General features: G+C 44.9%; 18 protein-coding genes. 13 read left to right on the forward strand and 5 right to left on the reverse strand.

Annotated elements, in window-relative coordinates; all coding sequences use genetic code 11:
- Positions 1 to 83 precede the first annotated feature (83 nt).
- From I4V53_RS05425 to I4V53_RS05440, 4 genes are all read left to right on the forward strand, one after another.
- Complete coding sequence (locus tag I4V53_RS05425; protein ID WP_195984370.1) at positions 84 to 395, forward strand: hypothetical protein; 312 nt, start codon at positions 84 to 86, stop codon at positions 393 to 395.
- Positions 396 to 434: 39 nt separating this feature from the next.
- Positions 435 to 734, forward strand: coding sequence for a hypothetical protein (locus I4V53_RS05430; protein ID WP_195984371.1), 300 nt, complete (start codon positions 435 to 437; stop codon positions 732 to 734).
- A gap of 85 nt (positions 735 to 819) precedes the next feature.
- Positions 820 to 1,959 carry an Arm DNA-binding domain-containing protein gene (locus tag I4V53_RS05435; RefSeq protein ID WP_195984372.1) on the forward strand — a complete coding sequence of 380 codons (1,140 nt, stop codon included), beginning with the start codon at positions 820 to 822 and terminating at the stop codon, positions 1,957 to 1,959.
- 149 nt (positions 1,960 to 2,108) lie between these two features.
- Positions 2,109 to 3,221, forward strand: a complete 1,113-nt coding sequence (locus tag I4V53_RS05440; protein WP_195984373.1) for a site-specific integrase — start codon at positions 2,109 to 2,111, stop codon at positions 3,219 to 3,221.
- A 204-nt stretch (positions 3,222 to 3,425) separates the two neighbouring features.
- Here the strand turns inward: I4V53_RS05440 and I4V53_RS05445 are convergent, their stop codons facing one another.
- Both I4V53_RS05445 and I4V53_RS05450 read right to left on the reverse strand, forming a co-directional pair.
- On the reverse strand, positions 3,426 to 3,614 hold the full coding sequence (locus I4V53_RS05445; protein ID WP_195984374.1) for a hypothetical protein: 189 nt from the start codon (positions 3,612 to 3,614) through the stop codon (positions 3,426 to 3,428).
- Between the two features lie 84 nt (positions 3,615 to 3,698).
- Positions 3,699 to 4,925, reverse strand: coding sequence for a hypothetical protein (locus I4V53_RS05450; protein ID WP_195984375.1), 1,227 nt, complete (start codon positions 4,923 to 4,925; stop codon positions 3,699 to 3,701).
- A gap of 481 nt (positions 4,926 to 5,406) precedes the next feature.
- On the opposite strand from I4V53_RS05450, the gene I4V53_RS05455 reads away from it, so the two are divergent.
- The 5 genes from I4V53_RS05455 (at position 5,407) to I4V53_RS05475 (ending at position 9,865) form a co-directional block, all read left to right on the forward strand.
- Positions 5,407 to 7,275, forward strand: coding sequence for an AAA family ATPase (locus tag I4V53_RS05455; RefSeq protein WP_195984376.1), 1,869 nt, complete (start codon positions 5,407 to 5,409; stop codon positions 7,273 to 7,275).
- A gap of 174 nt (positions 7,276 to 7,449) precedes the next feature.
- The gene (locus tag I4V53_RS05460) at positions 7,450 to 8,151 is read left to right on the forward strand and encodes a metallophosphoesterase family protein (RefSeq protein ID WP_195984377.1); all 702 of its coding nucleotides are present in this window, start codon (positions 7,450 to 7,452) and stop codon (positions 8,149 to 8,151) included.
- 252 nt (positions 8,152 to 8,403) lie between these two features.
- Positions 8,404 to 8,928, forward strand: a complete 525-nt coding sequence (locus I4V53_RS05465; protein WP_195984378.1) for a DUF6788 family protein — start codon at positions 8,404 to 8,406, stop codon at positions 8,926 to 8,928.
- A gap of 1 nt (position 8,929) precedes the next feature.
- Positions 8,930 to 9,658, forward strand: a complete 729-nt coding sequence (locus I4V53_RS05470) for a Fic/DOC family protein (RefSeq protein ID WP_195984379.1) — start codon at positions 8,930 to 8,932, stop codon at positions 9,656 to 9,658.
- A gap of 12 nt (positions 9,659 to 9,670) precedes the next feature.
- Positions 9,671 to 9,865 carry a YwbE family protein gene (locus I4V53_RS05475; protein ID WP_195984524.1) on the forward strand — a complete coding sequence of 65 codons (195 nt, stop codon included), beginning with the start codon at positions 9,671 to 9,673 and terminating at the stop codon, positions 9,863 to 9,865.
- Between the two features lie 15 nt (positions 9,866 to 9,880).
- On the opposite strand, the gene I4V53_RS14270 is transcribed toward I4V53_RS05475, so the two are convergent.
- On the reverse strand, positions 9,881 to 10,651 hold the full coding sequence (locus tag I4V53_RS14270) for a hypothetical protein (protein WP_502709356.1): 771 nt from the start codon (positions 10,649 to 10,651) through the stop codon (positions 9,881 to 9,883).
- Positions 10,652 to 10,720: 69 nt separating this feature from the next.
- Here I4V53_RS14270 and I4V53_RS05485 point away from each other — a divergent pair, with 69 nt between their 5' ends.
- Together I4V53_RS05485 and I4V53_RS05490 are read left to right on the forward strand one after the other, a co-directional pair.
- Positions 10,721 to 11,047, forward strand: a complete 327-nt coding sequence (locus tag I4V53_RS05485) for a hypothetical protein (RefSeq protein ID WP_195984380.1) — start codon at positions 10,721 to 10,723, stop codon at positions 11,045 to 11,047.
- A gap of 65 nt (positions 11,048 to 11,112) precedes the next feature.
- Positions 11,113 to 12,843, forward strand: a complete 1,731-nt coding sequence (locus I4V53_RS05490; protein WP_353616480.1) for a hypothetical protein — start codon at positions 11,113 to 11,115, stop codon at positions 12,841 to 12,843.
- A 257-nt stretch (positions 12,844 to 13,100) separates the two neighbouring features.
- Here I4V53_RS05490 and I4V53_RS05495 read toward each other — a convergent pair whose 3' ends face one another.
- Positions 13,101 to 13,823, reverse strand: coding sequence for an MBL fold metallo-hydrolase (locus I4V53_RS05495; RefSeq protein WP_195984381.1), 723 nt, complete (start codon positions 13,821 to 13,823; stop codon positions 13,101 to 13,103).
- A 326-nt stretch (positions 13,824 to 14,149) separates the two neighbouring features.
- Between I4V53_RS05495 and I4V53_RS05500 the strand changes: the two genes are divergently transcribed.
- Both I4V53_RS05500 and I4V53_RS05505 read left to right on the forward strand, forming a co-directional pair.
- Complete coding sequence (locus I4V53_RS05500; protein ID WP_195984382.1) at positions 14,150 to 14,872, forward strand: M48 family metallopeptidase; 723 nt, start codon at positions 14,150 to 14,152, stop codon at positions 14,870 to 14,872.
- A 142-nt stretch (positions 14,873 to 15,014) separates the two neighbouring features.
- A complete protein-coding gene (locus I4V53_RS05505; protein ID WP_195984383.1) occupies positions 15,015 to 15,566 on the forward strand; it encodes a polysaccharide deacetylase family protein in 552 nt (183 codons plus the stop codon).
- Here I4V53_RS05505 and nox read toward each other — a convergent pair.
- Positions 15,541 to 16,872: a H2O-forming NADH oxidase gene (nox, locus tag I4V53_RS05510; RefSeq protein ID WP_195984384.1), complete on the reverse strand. Its 1,332-nt coding sequence runs from the start codon at positions 16,870 to 16,872 to the stop codon at positions 15,541 to 15,543. The genes I4V53_RS05505 and nox overlap by 26 nt on opposite strands.
- Between the last annotated feature and the right edge of the window lie 103 nt (positions 16,873 to 16,975).

Below are 16,975 nucleotides of genomic sequence, written 5' to 3' on the forward strand. Positions count from 1 at the left end.
ATTTACGTTGGAGAAGGAAACCACTTTGCTGTGTTTTCATATCTCACAAGAAATCATTTTGGCATATAAAAGGAGGAGCGGAAATGAATCAATTTTTGAAGGACCGTTACATCGACTTTAACATTACGGAAGTAGTGCAAACAGGGGATAGGTATGGCTTTGAAATTCAGCTGCATTACAAAGACGAGAGTACAGTTCGGTTTTCAGGCCCATTCTGCGACTCGGCAGTAGAAGCGGAGCATTCCCAGAAAGACCATGAGAAAAGCCTTAAAAATCATTCCTACATTATTGATCCTGATTTGAGAGTGAGCGAATTCTTTGAAGCATGGCTGAATCAGATTGCAAAGCCCAAGATATCCAAGGCTGTGTTTTCTGCATATGAGAACGCTGTCTAGTATATCGTTGGCCGTTATGGCAAGCTCAGACTGAGCTTGATGAGCGAGGCACATGTCGTTTCAATCTTTAAGGGTGCGGTAGAATGTCCTATGCGAGAACCTGCATTTGTAAAGGAAGTATTGAAAAATGCGCTGAAATTTGCAAAGAAGGTCGGTTATATCAATTATGATCCGGCAAGAGATGAGCTGTTATTTTCGGCATGGTTTATAGAAAACGACGGATTATCCAGTTCGGATGATATTGAAACATCTGAGGACGGATGGCCGATATGGGATTGCGGTGAGATTATTGACGAATACATAAAGGAGATTGGGCTGGATCTCATGGAGAATGAGTAGCCAATGTTATGCTAAAATAATGCGTGCTGGTTTTTTGTCTCATCAGAAGTCTGGTATTGCTATAATTAAAAAAGGAGATGCAAAAATGCGAGAGAAAAACACTGTAATTTATGAAAGGAATTCGTGGTATTTCCGCTATAAGATCATAAACGAAGAAGGGAAAACCAAGTATATGAAAAAAGGAGGATTTGAATCCAAAGAAGAGGCGGAATACGCAGCTTTTCTATTCGAGCAACAGCGAATGCATGATAATGATGCGGCAGTGCAACCAGGTATGCATGCCAGTTATATAGCATTCCGAGATTATCTGCAGGAGTGGTTTGACAACCGGGATAGTATTAAGGGAGTTACCCGCTTGGTTTATGAACGTGTTTTAGAACTCATTTTGCCGGAGATGGACGATATTTTGTTGGGAAGTGTCAACTCAAACTACCTGTCGCAGTTGATCGCAGCGATTTCCAGGCAAAGAGCCTCCTACGGAGAAAAGCTATACGAGCTTTTTAGTATGGCGATTGGAGACGCATTCAGACAAGAATTGATCGCCTATAATCCCATGGTCAATGTTAAGAAGCCGGCTCGTCCGAAAAAAGAATTGGTTCGTTTGGATGAGGAACAGCGAAAAACCTTATTTCGTGCTGTGTTTGCATGTGAAGGCCGGTTTGAGTTACTGCTAGCTCTTTTATGTGGGTTAAAGAAAGGGAAAATCTATGGGCTCAAGTTTACCGATTTCAATATAAATGAAAAGACGGTGCATGTGCAGCGGCAGGTACAGCCTGATATGGTGGGAGAGAGAAAAGGGTTGAGCCAGACAGAGAAAGAGTTGGGGGCGTTTTCCAGCAACCGGGTTTTATCGGTTCATCCACTTATATTGAGGGAGCTTCAATACAAGAAAGCGGCTATAGAGAACAACAAAAAAACATATGGGCGTCAATATCATGATTTTGGCTATGTCAGTTGCCAAAAAGATGGAAACAGAAGAAGTCCCGCATATATGAACAACATGCTTTCCCGGCTGTGTAAAAAGGCAGGCCTTTCGTCTTTGTCCGTACAGGATCTGCGGGATCAGTATGCTGCAATTTTGTTAGAACAGGGGCAAGCGAACTTTCTGCAGTTAAAAGGCCTGTTGGGGTACTCCACGATTGAGGATGTTTATGACCGTTACAGCGGTTTGGCTGATACGAGAACAGATTTAGCAGAGAGGGTGGATCGGTTATTTGCGGAATAAAAGAGAAAATGATAGCGATGCGAGGCAATGGGTGCTTATTGGGCTGGGAAGTAAGCAAGATCTCAAAGAGTAATAGAGGATACAGATTTGAAATAACATTTACCTTTCAACACGAGAGCCAAAGCAGATGGAAGGGTGAGTTTGATACTTTGAAAGACGCGGAGACAGAAAGGGATAAGGTGGTTGCCGCTTTCTATAATAATACTTTTATTATGGATGAGACGATCAGTGTTTCTGAATTTTATCTGCATTGGCTGGAGGAAATCAAACGTCCATATCTAAAGCACGATTCCTACCTTTCCTATAGGAACTGCGTCTATAACTATATCATGCCATATTGGAAAGGAAAAACGATTTGCCAGATAGATCAAAAAAGCGTGGAAACTCTGCTCTTTGTGACCGCAGAGCGCTCGTATAGCGTTGCAAGAAATTTGAAGGCGCTTCTAACCACTTCTATGAAATACGCATTGGAGAATCATTTTATTTCTACAGATCCTTCCATAGGAATCAGATTAAAGAGAAAGAAGGCAGTGGTATCCGGCCATCAGCAAGCTGTATACAGCCAGTGGCAAATGAGGCGGCTTCTTATTTGCAGCAAGGGCACATCCCTATACCTCCCCATTTTATTTGCAGCCCTTTTAGGATTGCGGATGGGGGAGATTATAGGCCTTAAATATTCGGATGTGAATTACATGCAAAAAACAATTCATATACAGCGCCAGCTTAGAGCGGCTCCAAAATCCTCTGTCGAAATTCCTCCAATAAAACTAAAACAAGAAGTTTCTACAAAAACTCCGGCAGGGGATAGAGTGCTAAAATTGCCTCAGATTGTATTGGAAGCAGTCATGAAGGAAAGAACGAGATATGAGATGTTACGGGATAGGCGAAAGAAAGCTTTTCAAGACCTTGATTTTATCTGTTGTTCCTCTTATGGAAAACCACGTAGCAAGAACTATTTCTGGGAGCCGTTCAAGGATTTACTGAGAAGCCACGGCTTTCCGGATATAAAATGGCATGGGCTGCGCCATAGCTATACCACGTTGCTGCTAAAGGAAAACTGCAACCTAAGGGAGGTGTCTCGATCCCTGGGACACACCAAAGCCTCGTTTACCGCGGACGTCTATGCTGACATGGCCACAATTATTCGGGGCATAATTCCTGATGTGGATCAATACTTACCCGAATATAAATCTTCGGACTATTCTCATGTGCTTTTTCCAGAAGCATATTTACGCAAACTTTTACCCGAAGCGTGTATATAAAACCCACACACTTCGGGTAAAGATATCGAACAAAGTATTCATTTTGGGGCTGTTGAACATGGGACAAAGGCTATAGTTGTATACTTTGTCAATTATTATGATTAGTATTGGCCCTAAAGTCGATATAAATCAGATTTACACGAAACTTGCTTTTTCTATTTTATAAAATGCCGTCAAAGTCACCTGACGAACGATACCAATGTGTCATTCCGGTGACTTTCTGGGATTCTTATGTATAGAAAGGGCAAGTTTTTTGTTTGTTGGCGTTGCTTTCCAGGAAGCACAAAAAATGCTGATATCAATATTACAACGGTATCGAGCAAGAAATTGCTCAAGCCCTGGAATTTGGTACTCCTGTAATAAAACCTTCTCATACTCATTCTGACTAATCAAGTGAGCACCTCCTCAATAAGAATACTTCAATAGAAGCTCACTTGAAATATGAAAGAGATTGAAAGAAATGAGATCGTGATAATTTCAGCAGTGTAGTTTCTGTTTTTGTATTGGCTGCCAAACAGCACTTGCGGCAACTTGCTCACGTTTTTCTTCGGGCAGATTTATGAAATCCAAAATATATTCGTTAGGGAAATAACTCTCGCAGTAAAACGGCATAACACCCTTGGGTACAATACCGATCTTATCGCTTGCCGTAAGGCGGGCAGCCATTGCCCCACCATCGTTCATCCAAACCGGAATGTTTTTGCGGGCCAAAGCAAGATAGAACTTGATGGCTTCTATAGAGCGGCCATAGGATTTCCCGGCTGCGACTAAATAAATCCCTTTTTCGTCTTCCCGAACATATAGAGAGATATGTGTTGCGTTTCCCCCGCGGCATACCTCCCAAGGATGGCCGCTTCCTTCTCTATTATGAAGCCAGCTATGAAAAGCCTCGGGAGAATCCTCATGAATGTGTCGAAGGCCTTCGTCTCTTCCATCGGCATTTTTGTAATACTGTTCTTTGGGGGATAACGTATTGCAGCCATCATAGCAATTGGCTTGGTACCCCAGGGAGCAGTATTCATAAAATATTCCGGCTGTCAAGCGTGGAATTCGTGATTTGGGTTTTTCAGCCTGTTCTTGTATCAGCATATACTTCAAAAAATCCTGAATGTCTTCTGATGAAATGTCGCTCAGATACTCTTGCCGGTATTCGGGAAAAATATCCCAGTAATCACTGCGGAGGATGGTTCCCGTCCTGTGCTGCGGCGGTAACTCAAGACTGACCGTTTCATTGTAAGTATGTGCTTGCAAACCGAAGATACAGTTTTTAACCGATTGAATCATCCATTTTATAAATGGTGTTACGTCATGGCCCCACGAACTTTTTTCATGCGGGTCGATTTGAATGACGGGCTGATGCTGGACAATAATGGCACGGAAATCGTTGTATTCCACAGCAACAAAATGATACCAGACTTTTTCTTCGGGATATTCACTACGCCACCAATCTTCCCATTCCTCACGATTTTCAATTTCTCCGCCCGTGAGCATTTCTTCATAGTCGCCGAAGTCTTCAATCGTTCCGCGTTCGGCACAAAGCCAAAGCTCACGGCGATTGTCATCACCACAGGAAACGATCTTTTTTAATTCGTGATAAAGCGTATCTATTAAGGCGAGGGAGGCTTTGTCGAATGCGCTGGTACCATCGCGCAGCCATCTTATGTAATGGTCTATTTGAGGTGCTGCTAGTTCTGTTTTTATCATTTGGTCATCTCCGAAAATTACTGTGCGCGGGGCAAAAAATCAGACATCGTTCATATGGATAGAAAAACCTGGAGAGTTTCAACCACGAACGCTGTTTTATTAATAATATCATATTTTGTTTTTCGCTTCCAACTTTTTACGGTGGTTGCCCTTGTTTGAGCGCGATGAGAGGCTTCCAGATAGATAGCCTATGATGTGATCGGAGAGTACAAAGCAAAAGACCAGAAAGAACGTTCGCATGAGTACAAAGATGAATGATTGGCGAGATGGAAGTATCCGTCTAGCGGAAACAACGGGAATCTAAACCGACACTATATTGAGTGGTGATGAATGAAGCTTCTATATAAAAGAAATGGAGAATCTGTAGTATGGTGGCAGAAAAAGAACAAAATCACAATAACGCTTGATTTTATTCGGAATAATGTTGATTTTATTCTGAATCCAAAGTATACTATATTTAAAGGACTTGGGAGGTGCTTTAATGGACAATGCTATGACTGTAAAGGAAGCGGCGATGCTGTGGGGGATCACTGAACGCAGAGTAACCATCCTATGTAAAGAAGGGCGGATAGAAGGGGCATATAAAAAGGGACGCGGTTGGGTGATACCTATCGACGCCGAAAAACCTGCGGATAGTCGCATTAAGACCGGTGCATATAGAAAAAGTAAAATCCAGCCGAATTTGCCGCTGCCGGTTGGAATTTCAGATTATCGATTGGCTTCGTCAGAATACTACTATGTTGATAAAACCATGATGCTCAAGGACTTTCTGGATGAACGGCCGATGGTGTCTCTGTTTACCCGCCCCCGACGTTTTGGCAAGACTTTAAATATGGATATGCTCCGCACCTTTTTTGAAAAGACGGACGAAGATACGTCGGTTTATTTCAGAGACAAAAAGATTTGGTCCTGCGGTAAAAAATATCGTGATTACCAAGGAAAATACCCGGTGATTTTCATCACCTTTAAGGATATAAAGCGGGACACTTGGGAAGAGACTTATGATCAGATCTCAAAGATTCTGAGGCAGGAGTTTGAACGCCATAGCGAGCTTTTGGAAAGCGAACATTGCAGTATATATGAGAAAGCATATTTTAAAACGGTGCTGGAAGAGAAAGCGGACAATACGGACATGATGATGTCTCTGCAAAGGCTTTCTCAAATGCTGGATGAGCATTATGATATCCCACCAATCATTATTGTTGACGAGTATGACACGCCGATCCAGCAGGGGCACATGAGGGGTTTCTACGATGAAGTAATCCTTTTCATGCGCAACCTCTTTTCAGGCGGCCTAAAGGATAACCGGCATCTTTCCTATGGCTTTTTAACGGGTATTCTTCGTGTGGCCAAAGAGAGCATTTTCAGCGGTTTGAATAATCTTGCAGTCAATTCGATTTTGGATAGTCGATATAGTGAATATTTTGGCTTTACGCAGGAAGAGGTAAAAGAGATTGCCCGCTATTATCATGCAGAGGAGAAGTACGGGGAGATCTGTGCTTGGTACGATGGATACCGTTTTGGGGATTCGGAAATATTCAATCCTTGGTCTGTCATCAATTATTTTAGAAATCATTGCCAACCAAAAGCCTTCTGGCAGTCAACCGGCAGCAACGAAATTATCGGTGAGGTTCTGGCGCATGCGGGGGCAGATATTTATGAACGCCTCAAAGCTTTATTGCAAGGAGAATCTTTCTTGACCTATATTGATACCGGTGTCATTTATCCTCAGATTCGAAACAATCCATCTTCCGTATACAGCTTTTTGCTGGTTGCCGGTTATCTGAAGATCGTAAGGGTAGATCCCGCTTTTAGCGGAGATTACATGTGTGAGGTGGCGTTACCCAACCAGGAAATCGCATTTGTCTATAACAAAGAGATCCTGCAAAAGTTAACTGATATCATTCCCCAAGCCACTGCGATTTCGATTCAGGAAGCATTGTATTCCAATGATGCGCAAAGACTGCAAAAAGAAATGCATAAGCTTCTTCTCCAATCAGCAAGCTGCTATGATGCAGCCAGAGAAAACTTTTACCATGGCTTTGTCCTAGGCCTTTGCGCCATGATGGATAACCGCTACTATATCAGTTCAAATGGCGAGTCAGGGGAAGGCCGATACGATCTTCAATTGTTACCCAAGTCGGCGAATATGCCGGGCATTCTGATTGAGCTGAAGGCGGCCAAAAATTTCTCCGGGGATAAACTAAAACAGCTCTCAGAGACGGCTTTGGCACAGATTGAGGATCGTAAGTACGATACCGATATGAGCTCCAAGGGTGTTAAAACAATCTTCAAGTACGGGGTTGCCTTCAGCGGGAAACAGGTGGAGATTACTACAAACTCTTTATGAGTGTCATTGCGTTGAAAAAATGGTGAAAGCACGTTTGTATAGAAATTGAGATTTCTAAAGACAAGACTTTGCTGAGCGACAGAGAATCAGACAGGACGCTATATTCAGGCGATATTCTGGGGACTCAATTTGGATCAAGTCCGGCACTTTGGAAAATCCAGAAAGGAACAGTAGATGAAGATATATATAACAGGAGATACCCATGGAAGGTTTGAACGGGTGGAACACTTTTGCGAGAGGTTTGAGACCAAACGTGAGGATATATTGATCATACTTGGAGACGCAGGGATTAATTTTAGCGGCGGCCGCTATGACAGGATGAAGAAAAGTTTTTTGGAAACGCTGCCGATTACAATTTTTTCAATCCACGGGAACCATGAGCAGAGGCCGTATACAATAGACAGTTATCAAGAAAAATTGTGGCATGGCGGAACGGTGTATTATGAAGAGGAGTTTCCGAATTTGTTTTTTGCAAAGGATGGGGAAGTATTTGACTTGAATGGAAAGCAGTCTATCGTGATAGGTGGTGCGTATAGCATTGATAAAATGATGCGGCTCAGGTATGGTTATGGCTGGTGGCCGGATGAACAACCTTCTCAAGAGATTAAGAAGAATGTGGAGCAAAAGCTCGATGAGCAGGGATGGAAGGTGGACGTGGTGTTGAGCCATACCACACCGCTGAAATATGAGCCAGTGGAAGTGTTTCTGCCTGGAGTAAACCAGAGTCAGGTGGATAAGACTACGGAGGTTTGGCTGGATGGCATTGAGGATAGGCTGGACTATGAGAAATGGTACTGCGGTCATTATCATGTAGAAAAGAAGGTTGACAGGATGGAGATCATGTTTGAGAATTTTGATGAGTTTTGCGGAAAATAGTTACGGTGCTCAAGAAGAGCTTAAAAGCCCATTGGGAAGCAATATAAACATGTGGTATTATCATCAAAGCCTGTGCGGTGAGTAACTTCCGTACAGGCTTTGACTCATACTATACGCGCTTCTCCGCTTTGTGGACTGTGCGGGGATAAATAAACAGGAGGCATACCATGCGATAACCTATAAATCACAATAATTGTTTACTTTGAGGTTAATGTGCGGTATACTATAAAACGAAAGCGAGGCATGAATTTTATGGATCATATGGTTTTATCGGAATACAAAGATTTGCTTGAACGCAAATTGAAGCTGGAAACAGAGCTGCAGTCCCTTGTGCAAGGCTACATTTCAAAAAAGACGATTAAGGGCAACACCTACTGCTATTTGCAGAATAGAGTTGACGGGAAACTGACAAGCCGATATTTAAAGAGTGAGGAAGTGGATGCGGTCACAGAACAGATTATGCGACGCAAAGAATATGAGGTGAAATTACCAAAACTGAAAGCCCGGCTCAGTGAACTGGAACAGGCTGCGGAGTTACTTGGAAAAAATATCAGCCGTCAGCTCATGCTTTTGAAGCTTAGTACAGGGATGGACAATTTGACAACGGAACAGAAAAGGCAGAGCTCATCCTTTGCCAGCGCTATGAACGCTGTTGAGGGAATTCCTGTCAGCGAACAAACAGCGCAGGACATTGAGGCTTGGCAAAACGGAAACAAACCTTTCCTTTCGATTTTTGAAGCGACGCTCAAGAGGTATGGCTTCTCTGCGGAGGTGTGAAATGCGAGATCCATATTTATATGATGACGCTGACGTATTGGTAAACCTTGGCGGCATCAAAGACCCGGAGCTTCTGCATAAAGCCGAGGCGGACATCACCAATTTAGCAATGATGGGCATCTATAACCAGCAGTATGAGAAATTCAATACAGACACGTTAAAAGATATCCACCGTGCCATTTTCGGCCAAATTTATGATTGGGCGGGGGAGTTCCGTACCATTCAGATGATCAAGCAGGAAGACGTTTTGGGCGGCGACACGGTTCGATATGCATGTCCCAAGGAGATTAAGAAGCAATTGACGGCATCTATGAAAGAAATCGCCAAGCTGAAGCGAAACGGCCAGAATGATAAAGATGTTGTATTTCGTCTGGTCAGGATCATCGCCCAGATTTGGCAGACCCATCCCTTTCGGGAGGGAAATACCCGCAACGTTATCGTCTTTGCGGTATTGCTTGCCAAGTCGATCGGCTTTGAGGTGGATCACGAGTTATTCAAGGCACATTCCGCTTATGTATGCAGTGCCCTTGTTTGGGCGTCGCAGGGGATATATGCAAAGTATGAGTATTTGGAACGAATTTTCTTTGACGCGATTCTCCATGACGATATAACTTCCGATGAAACAGATGTACCTGCCGCTGGGAAATATGAGAAGGTTGGTGATTACCTGGTGCGGGATTACAAAGAGCGGCCGCACGAATATCAGGATCATGATAGATCCAGAAAATAGGAGCAAGAAATGATGAACGGACAAAACAGATCTGATGTGAAGATTGGAGCGACAGTCAAGATTGTCCTGAAAGCGGGTCAACGTGCGGGCAAGCTGACGGAGGGAATTGTGGCGCGGTTGCTGACGAAGAGCAGTTATCATCCCCACGGAATAAAAGTGATGCTTGAAGATGGGCAGGTTGGTCGGGTACAAGAGATTATCGAATAGATGATTCCAAGTTTGTCATGAGGGAAAATGGTATGGGTCGTTGATCTGGGTCCAGAACATAGATAAATATTTGACTACGGTAACGATGAAGAACAATTGGCTTGAGTATGTGCTGCGATTGCTATTTAACCGAATATGTCTATGAGGATTGATATCCTTCGGCTGAGCGAGTGCGGCTGATAGCATATTGCTGTTGGGGGAAATATGAGTTTTGAGAAATGAAAACGGTATATGAGGAAATAAGACTTTGGACAATTCAGCCATTGGCAGTATGGGAACAACTGCAAAGAGATAAATCTTTTCGGTGTGATAGCCGCCTTGCAAAGTGTATGCAGGAGTGTGAATTTGAGTGCGCTTACCAATGGATGACAAAGCAGATGTGACGGCGGATCGGTGAACCTCCGGCTGGTGTGACTTATCCCATTTGGGCATGGCACACCCTAGAGTGGCAGCACAAAAAACCAGATCTTCGAAGAATGGAGTTTCGCAGTTACAAGGGAAAGCACGTTTGCATAGAAATCGAGATTTCAGCAGACAAGGTTTTGTTGAGCGATGAGATAGATTGGCATTTCGTACTAAATGATTCATATATGCCATCGGCGCAAAATCAGAAGGAACTCGACAGGCAATGGGAAGAGCTTTGAGCATTTGCCGGAAGAAGAGAAAAGAATTACAAAGGAAAAGTCCTGGGAATCTATATTTACCGTCTCTCCACCACTCTATGATGAATGGAATCAGACAGGGCGATATATTCAGGCGACATTCTGGGAACTCAATATGGATCAAGTGCGGGGCATCTGGTACTTTGGAAGATAAGCGTTACTTTTTAATCCTAAGAAGAGGGAGGTGAAACGTATGGCGAAATATTCGGACGATGAGATTAGAACGATGTCAAAGATAACCATTAAAATTGCGGCCGATTACCTGGGTATCTCTCCCAATATGCTGACTCTGGGAATGAGAAATAATTTGCTTCCAATTGGATTTGCGGTACATAATGAAGACCGATACAGGGACAGTTGGAGTTATACCATCGTGCCGGAACGACTGATCGCGTATAATCATGGAAAAATCAATGAAATACAGGTCGAGAACATCGAAAAGAACTTGAATACTATTATCAATCAGTTTGAAGAAATGAAACGTGACTTGGTTTTTCTATTAAGCGAAAAAGAGGAATAGGAGGGATAAAACAGTACGACGCCATCATAGGCCGGAATGCTGAAAAAGAGTTACAGGATAAAAATGTGGGAGGCCTGAATTCTCCACCAGAAGTATTTGATGAAATTCATATAGTGAAAAGCAATGCGGGAGAAGGAAAAGCAGAGCATGGGCGACAGGCGGAGGTGATACAATTGCCGGAAAAGCCAGTGATTACTATAACAAGGAAACAGATTTACGATGAAGCTTGGAAGATTTCTGTAGCGGGAATGGCAAAGAAATACGCGATGCCTTATGCACACCTTTTGAAACAGATTAAAGCGGCAGATATACCGATCCCGCCTTCTGGGTATTGGACAAAATTAGCGCATGGAAAGCCAACAAAAAAACCTGAATTACCAGGTTTGCCCGATGTTTTAGTGAAACTCTATGAAACAACTCCTGATACAAGAAAAAAGAAACAGGCTGTACAAGAACAAATTGAAAGTTTAAAATCAACGGATTCAATTGCATCCATTCCTCCGGATTTTGAGAGCGAACTGGTTGTTGAGACTGATGAGAAGATACAAATTGTACCGGAAACCCGGGAACGGTATGGCCAAACTTTCAATGTCTACGATCGTAAAATGTTATATCAAGAGGTTTGGAAGCAGCCTGTTACCGAAGTGGCAAAAAGGTATAGAGTTTCTGATGTTGCCATCCATAAGGTTTGTAAGTCACTTAATATTCCAACGCCTCCAGCAGGGTATTGGGCAAAGAAAAAAGCGGGGAAATCAGTGCCCAAACCAACACCATTACCTGTAAGTAATTATCCAAAGCATAAAGAAGGGGTAAGAACTGCAAAAAATGAACTTAAAAATGTGGATCCTGATGATCATCTTGCTTTTTTGGAAGCAGAGGAGCGATCCATTGCTTTTTCTGTTGCTGAACAGCTTCAAATTCCAGATGCAGATGCCAGATTGCACACTAAAATCATTTCCCATCGAAAAAAGGTTGTGGAATGGCAAAAAGAGTTGAAAATTAATAAAGCGAAAGGGTGGGGGAAACGCAATATGCCACAGGCTCCATTTCTGGCGGATACCATTTCTGAGGAAACGCTTTCACGTGTATGCCGTATTTTTGATGTGTTGATTAAGGCGATGGAGCCATTAGGATGTAGTCTGACAGATCAACTGAATTTTATAGTTAATGGTGAGACGGTACGGGTAACAGTCACGGAGGCAAAAGATGAGGTAAAGCATATTCCAACGAGAGAAGAAAATATTCAGTTACTCAAATATGAAGAAGAACGACGTCGTTATTCCTATGCCTCCAAACCCAATATCAGGAAATATGATCACCCCTATAATGGGCGTATTTGCTTTACGGTATATGGACAAAAATCTTATCACGATTGCAAATCCTATGTCGTAGAGGACAAGCTGGGAGAAATTATGCTTTCTCTTTATGAAGCCTCTGAACTTGTTCGGCAGGAAAGAGAAGCGAGAGAAGAGGCGGAACGCAAGCGACAGGAAGAAACGCGTGAACGCGAAGAACGACGGGAACGATATAATCTGGAGGTGGAGAGGACGAATGCGCTTGTTCATGCTGCCGAAGATTATGAAATTGCCTGTAAAATCCGTGCCTATATCAGCGCGAAAGAGAATTCCGGCGCCGAGGATGAAGAAACAAAAGCATGGATTATGTGGGCAAAGCAGAAAGTGGATTGGCTTGATCCGACCATTGCCCGAAAAGATGAATATTTAGGAAAACGGGAATATGAAAAAGATGAAGATGCGAAGAAGTTGAAAAAATCCTATTCTTCTTGGGGATGGTGAGTTGGGTGCATAAAATGAATGACGTAACAGGCTTCTCTTTTAAGCTGAAACAAAGCTTAAAAACACAAAATTTTTCTCCTTGCATATTGACTTTCCAGCTAAATTCCGCTATTATAAATATACAGAAAAGCGGTGTAGGGAAAGTGTCCCTGCACCGCTCGTTTTTTCCAGATGCAATGCTCGTGGAGTGAGAAAAACTTTCAATTAAAAGAAAACCCGCAAAAGAGCAGTAAAAATGCCTTTTGCGGGTTTTGACTTTAAGGATGGTGGGGCCATATTTCCCCGCGCTGGGAAAAGCGAATGATGCGGTCCCGGTAGGGCAGCGTCTGCGGGTCCGAGAAGATGCGATCAAAAATAGAAAATTGGGAGCCGAAATGCATGGGAATGATTGTCTTTGCGTCGGCGTGCTGTGTGAAATACTGCAAGCCCAGCAATGCGTTTTCTTCCTGTCGTGGGTCGACAGGAAGGAAGGCAATATCGATGGGGATTCCCTCCAGTGTGTCAATTTGTTTTTGAAAGCTTTGTGCCATCAGACGATTGGCCTCTTCCGGCTCATCGTTCCAGTGCCACCAGTTCAGATCCCCCGCGTGGTAGATACAGAGGCCGTCTACCTGCACCAGAAACGCGACGCCCAAATCCGTAGAGGCCAGCGTTTGGATCTGCAGATCTCCGAGGTCGCAGCTTTGTCCGGCGCCTACCCGCAGGCATTCTTCGGAAGTGGTGATATCATCCGACAGGACATACCGGATGGAGGGAATTTGTTTGCGCCATTGAAAGATATTGCGATTGAAATGGTCCGCATGGCTATGGGAGACAAAAACCACCGTGTCGTAATCTTGCAGCTCTGTTGAGTCAACGACGCCGCTCTTCAGGCCGCCGGAGCGTGGAGAATCGAGAAAATAATCGAATATCAGGAAATGTCGTTCCGTTTTCACCGCAAAGCCGCTGTTGTATAAATACCAAATGGAAACAGGCTCCATAAAATCATCTCCTTTGATTTGGAAATTGTCAAAAAGGCGCATGCCTCCCCAGCCGAGTTAAACTATTCCCTAAAAAGATCTTCCGGACGTTGGACCGGCATGTGCTGCATGTATCACCCAATGTATGGTCAGGGCAGACGGTTTTCTGTACAGCGCGAAAAAGGGCGGGGCGTAGGGCTCTTCTGGGAAGACTGTGGTCCTTCCGCTTGCGGGACTTCCATTTCGTCTTCCGGTTTCTATAAAATAAGCATACCACAGTTATGCGCCCCGGACAATTGCTTTTTACGCACTTTTGCGTTAGAATAGGACGGGTAAAGAGGTGTGGTATGGAACGAACCATTTGTTATCAGGGTGAGACAATTGCCTATCAACTGGAATGGAAACATGTGAAAAATGTGAATATTCGCGTTATGCCGAGCGGGCTGGTCTGTGTGTCTGCCAACCGGAAAGTCGCTTCCAGGGAAGTTGACCGGATCGTTTCCAGCCGTGCGGAGTGGATTTTGCGTGCCAGGACATATTATGCGGGACGGGCGGTACAGCAGATGCCTGTTGCCTGTCAAAGCGGCGAACCCGTGTGTTTATTTGGGAAGCGCTATGAGCTGCAGCTGGAACGTTCCAACCCGGAACGGGTTGTTCCGGAGGGAACTAGTCTGCGTATGTTTGTAAATGACCCGGCGGATTCTGCTCATAACAAACGCTTGTTTGAAGCCTGGTATCGCGCCGTTTGTGAAGCGGCCCTGACGCGGGCGGTGGAGACGGTGTATCCGCTTTTTCAAGCGTACAAAATTCCCATGCCGCAGTTTCGTATCCGCAAAATGAAGACGCGTTGGGGTTCCTGTCTGCCCGTCAAACGGGTGGTGACCATCAATCTGTATCTGGCGCAGGCCCCCGTTGCCTGTATGGAGTACGTGGTGGCGCATGAACTTGCACATTTGGTGCGAGCGGATCATTCTGCACAGTTCTACGCGGTGTTGGACGCGGTCATGCCGGACCATAAGGAGAGAAAACGTTTGCTGCGGGAACAGCGAATCAACTGTTATGCCGAATGATTCCTATATAAATACAAACAAGCCCCCTTGGCATACAATTTGCCGAGGGGGTGTTTTTATAGCAGTATTGCATTTCAAAAAGAGAAGGCGTCCCCGTGGAAACCAAATTTATTGGATTTTTTCCAAAAGACGCGCGTTGGTTTTGCTTTTCAGCTGTTTGGCATTGGTGCTGGCATGTGCGATCGGCGCTCGCTGTATTCAGACGGTTTGGACGGCGGCAGACGCCTTTTCTGCGCCGGTTTATCGTGTCCAAACAGAAGAGAAGCGGGCGGCGATCACGTTCGATGTGGAATGGAATGACCGGCAGATCGAAGAGCTGCTGGCAGTAGTGGAGCAAAATGGCGCGGCGGCAACTTTTTTTGTCACCGGTCGTTGGGCGGAGACACATGCCGATTCCCTGCAGAAAATCGCAGCGGCGGGATGTGAGGTTGGAAATCATTCCGACACACATCCTCATATGGCAAAGATGCCCGCAGAACAGATGATTGTGCAAATGGAGAGCTGTAATAGAAAAGTGAAATCGATTCTGGGGAGAACGCCTGCATTGTTTCGTTCCCCCTACGGGGAGGAAAACGCAGAAATGATGGCAGCTGCGGAAGAAGCGCGCCTGCTGTTTGTTCAGTGGGACGTAGAAGCGCTCCGTACAAAAGAAAATACCGGTTTAGGCGTTATTCAGCGCCCAATGCCGCCATAGTGATATAGTTGTACGGCTGATTAAAGTGGGGCAGGAAAAACAGATCCAGCAGCTTGAGCCGGTCAATGGTGACCTTTTCCTGTACGGCGAGGGAGAACATGTGGATGCCCATGGACATGTCATAGCGGGAAGCCATCTGCGCGCCGAGGATGACGCGCGTGTCGCGTCGGTAGACAATGCGGACTTTTACTTTTTCGTTGCGGTCCATAAATTGCGGCTTCTGGTAATCTTCAAAGTCGGCGGAAGCGACGTCAAATCCGAACCGGCGCGCTTTTTCCAGCGTAAGGCCGGTGGACACCATATGAAAGCCCCAGATGCTGATACCGTTGGAGCCCTGCACGCCCTCGGTTTCCACATGTCCGCCGCAGACGTTGTTGGCGGCTATGATGCCGGAACGCACCGCATTGCTTGCAAGCGCGATGTAATTGACGTCGTCGATGGAATTGTCGTAGACAGTGGCGCAGTCGCCGATGGCATAGACGTCCGGCAGGCTCGTACGCTGTTCTTTGTCCACATGGTAAGCGCCGTTTTTAAACAATGCGATTTGGTCCGCGCCCAGCTTGGCGTTGGGCTTAAAGCCGATGGCCAGCACCGCCATGTCCGCGTCAAATTCGCCCTGGTCGGTAATCACCTTTTCCACCTTTGTCTTGCCGGCAATTTTTGTAACCGTCTGGTTAAAAGCAAGCTCAATACCGTGGCTGCGCAGTGTTTCTGCCATCAGGCCGCAAAAATCGTCGTCGTAATAGCTGGAAAGGCAGGTGGAGGCGCAGTCGATCAGTACGACTTCTTTGCCGTTGCGCTTGAAGGCCTCGGCAAGCTCCACGCCGATATAGCCTGCGCCGATAACGGCGACCTTTTTGATCTCATCTGTATGAAGCTTATGAATGACTTCGTCCGCGTCCTGGTAGCGCTTGACCAGCTGTACGTTTTCCAAATCACATCCTTCAATTTTCGGAATGATTGGCTGCGAACCGGTTGCCAGAATCAGTTTGTCATAGGGTTCCTCATACTGGGAGTGGCTGGAGTCCTCCGCGTACACAATTTTACGGTCAAAATCAATTTTATTTACGAGTGTTTCCATATGGACAATAGCGCCTTTTTCCTGTAACAGTTTTTGGGAGGAATAGAACAGTCCCTCCGGCCCGGCAATTTGTCCGCCAATCCACAGCGCCATACCGCAGCCTAGAAAGCTGATGTTGGAGTTGGCGTCGAAAACGACTATTTTGCTGGAAGGGTCCAGATCTAAAATGGTGTTGACAGCGGCAGTGCCGGCGTGGTTTGCGCCGATAATGACAATCTTACTCATATTGCACAGTTCCTCACTTTCGTATTGGGTTTTGCAGAGAATAAATCAGATTGCTGCTAGTATGTACATATTTGGAAGGAATAAACATTTAAAAGGCCTGTCC

It is taken from the genome of Clostridium sp. D33t1_170424_F3, from assembly GCF_015667585.1.
Lineage (GTDB): Bacteria > Bacillota > Clostridia > Oscillospirales > Acutalibacteraceae > Anaeromassilibacillus.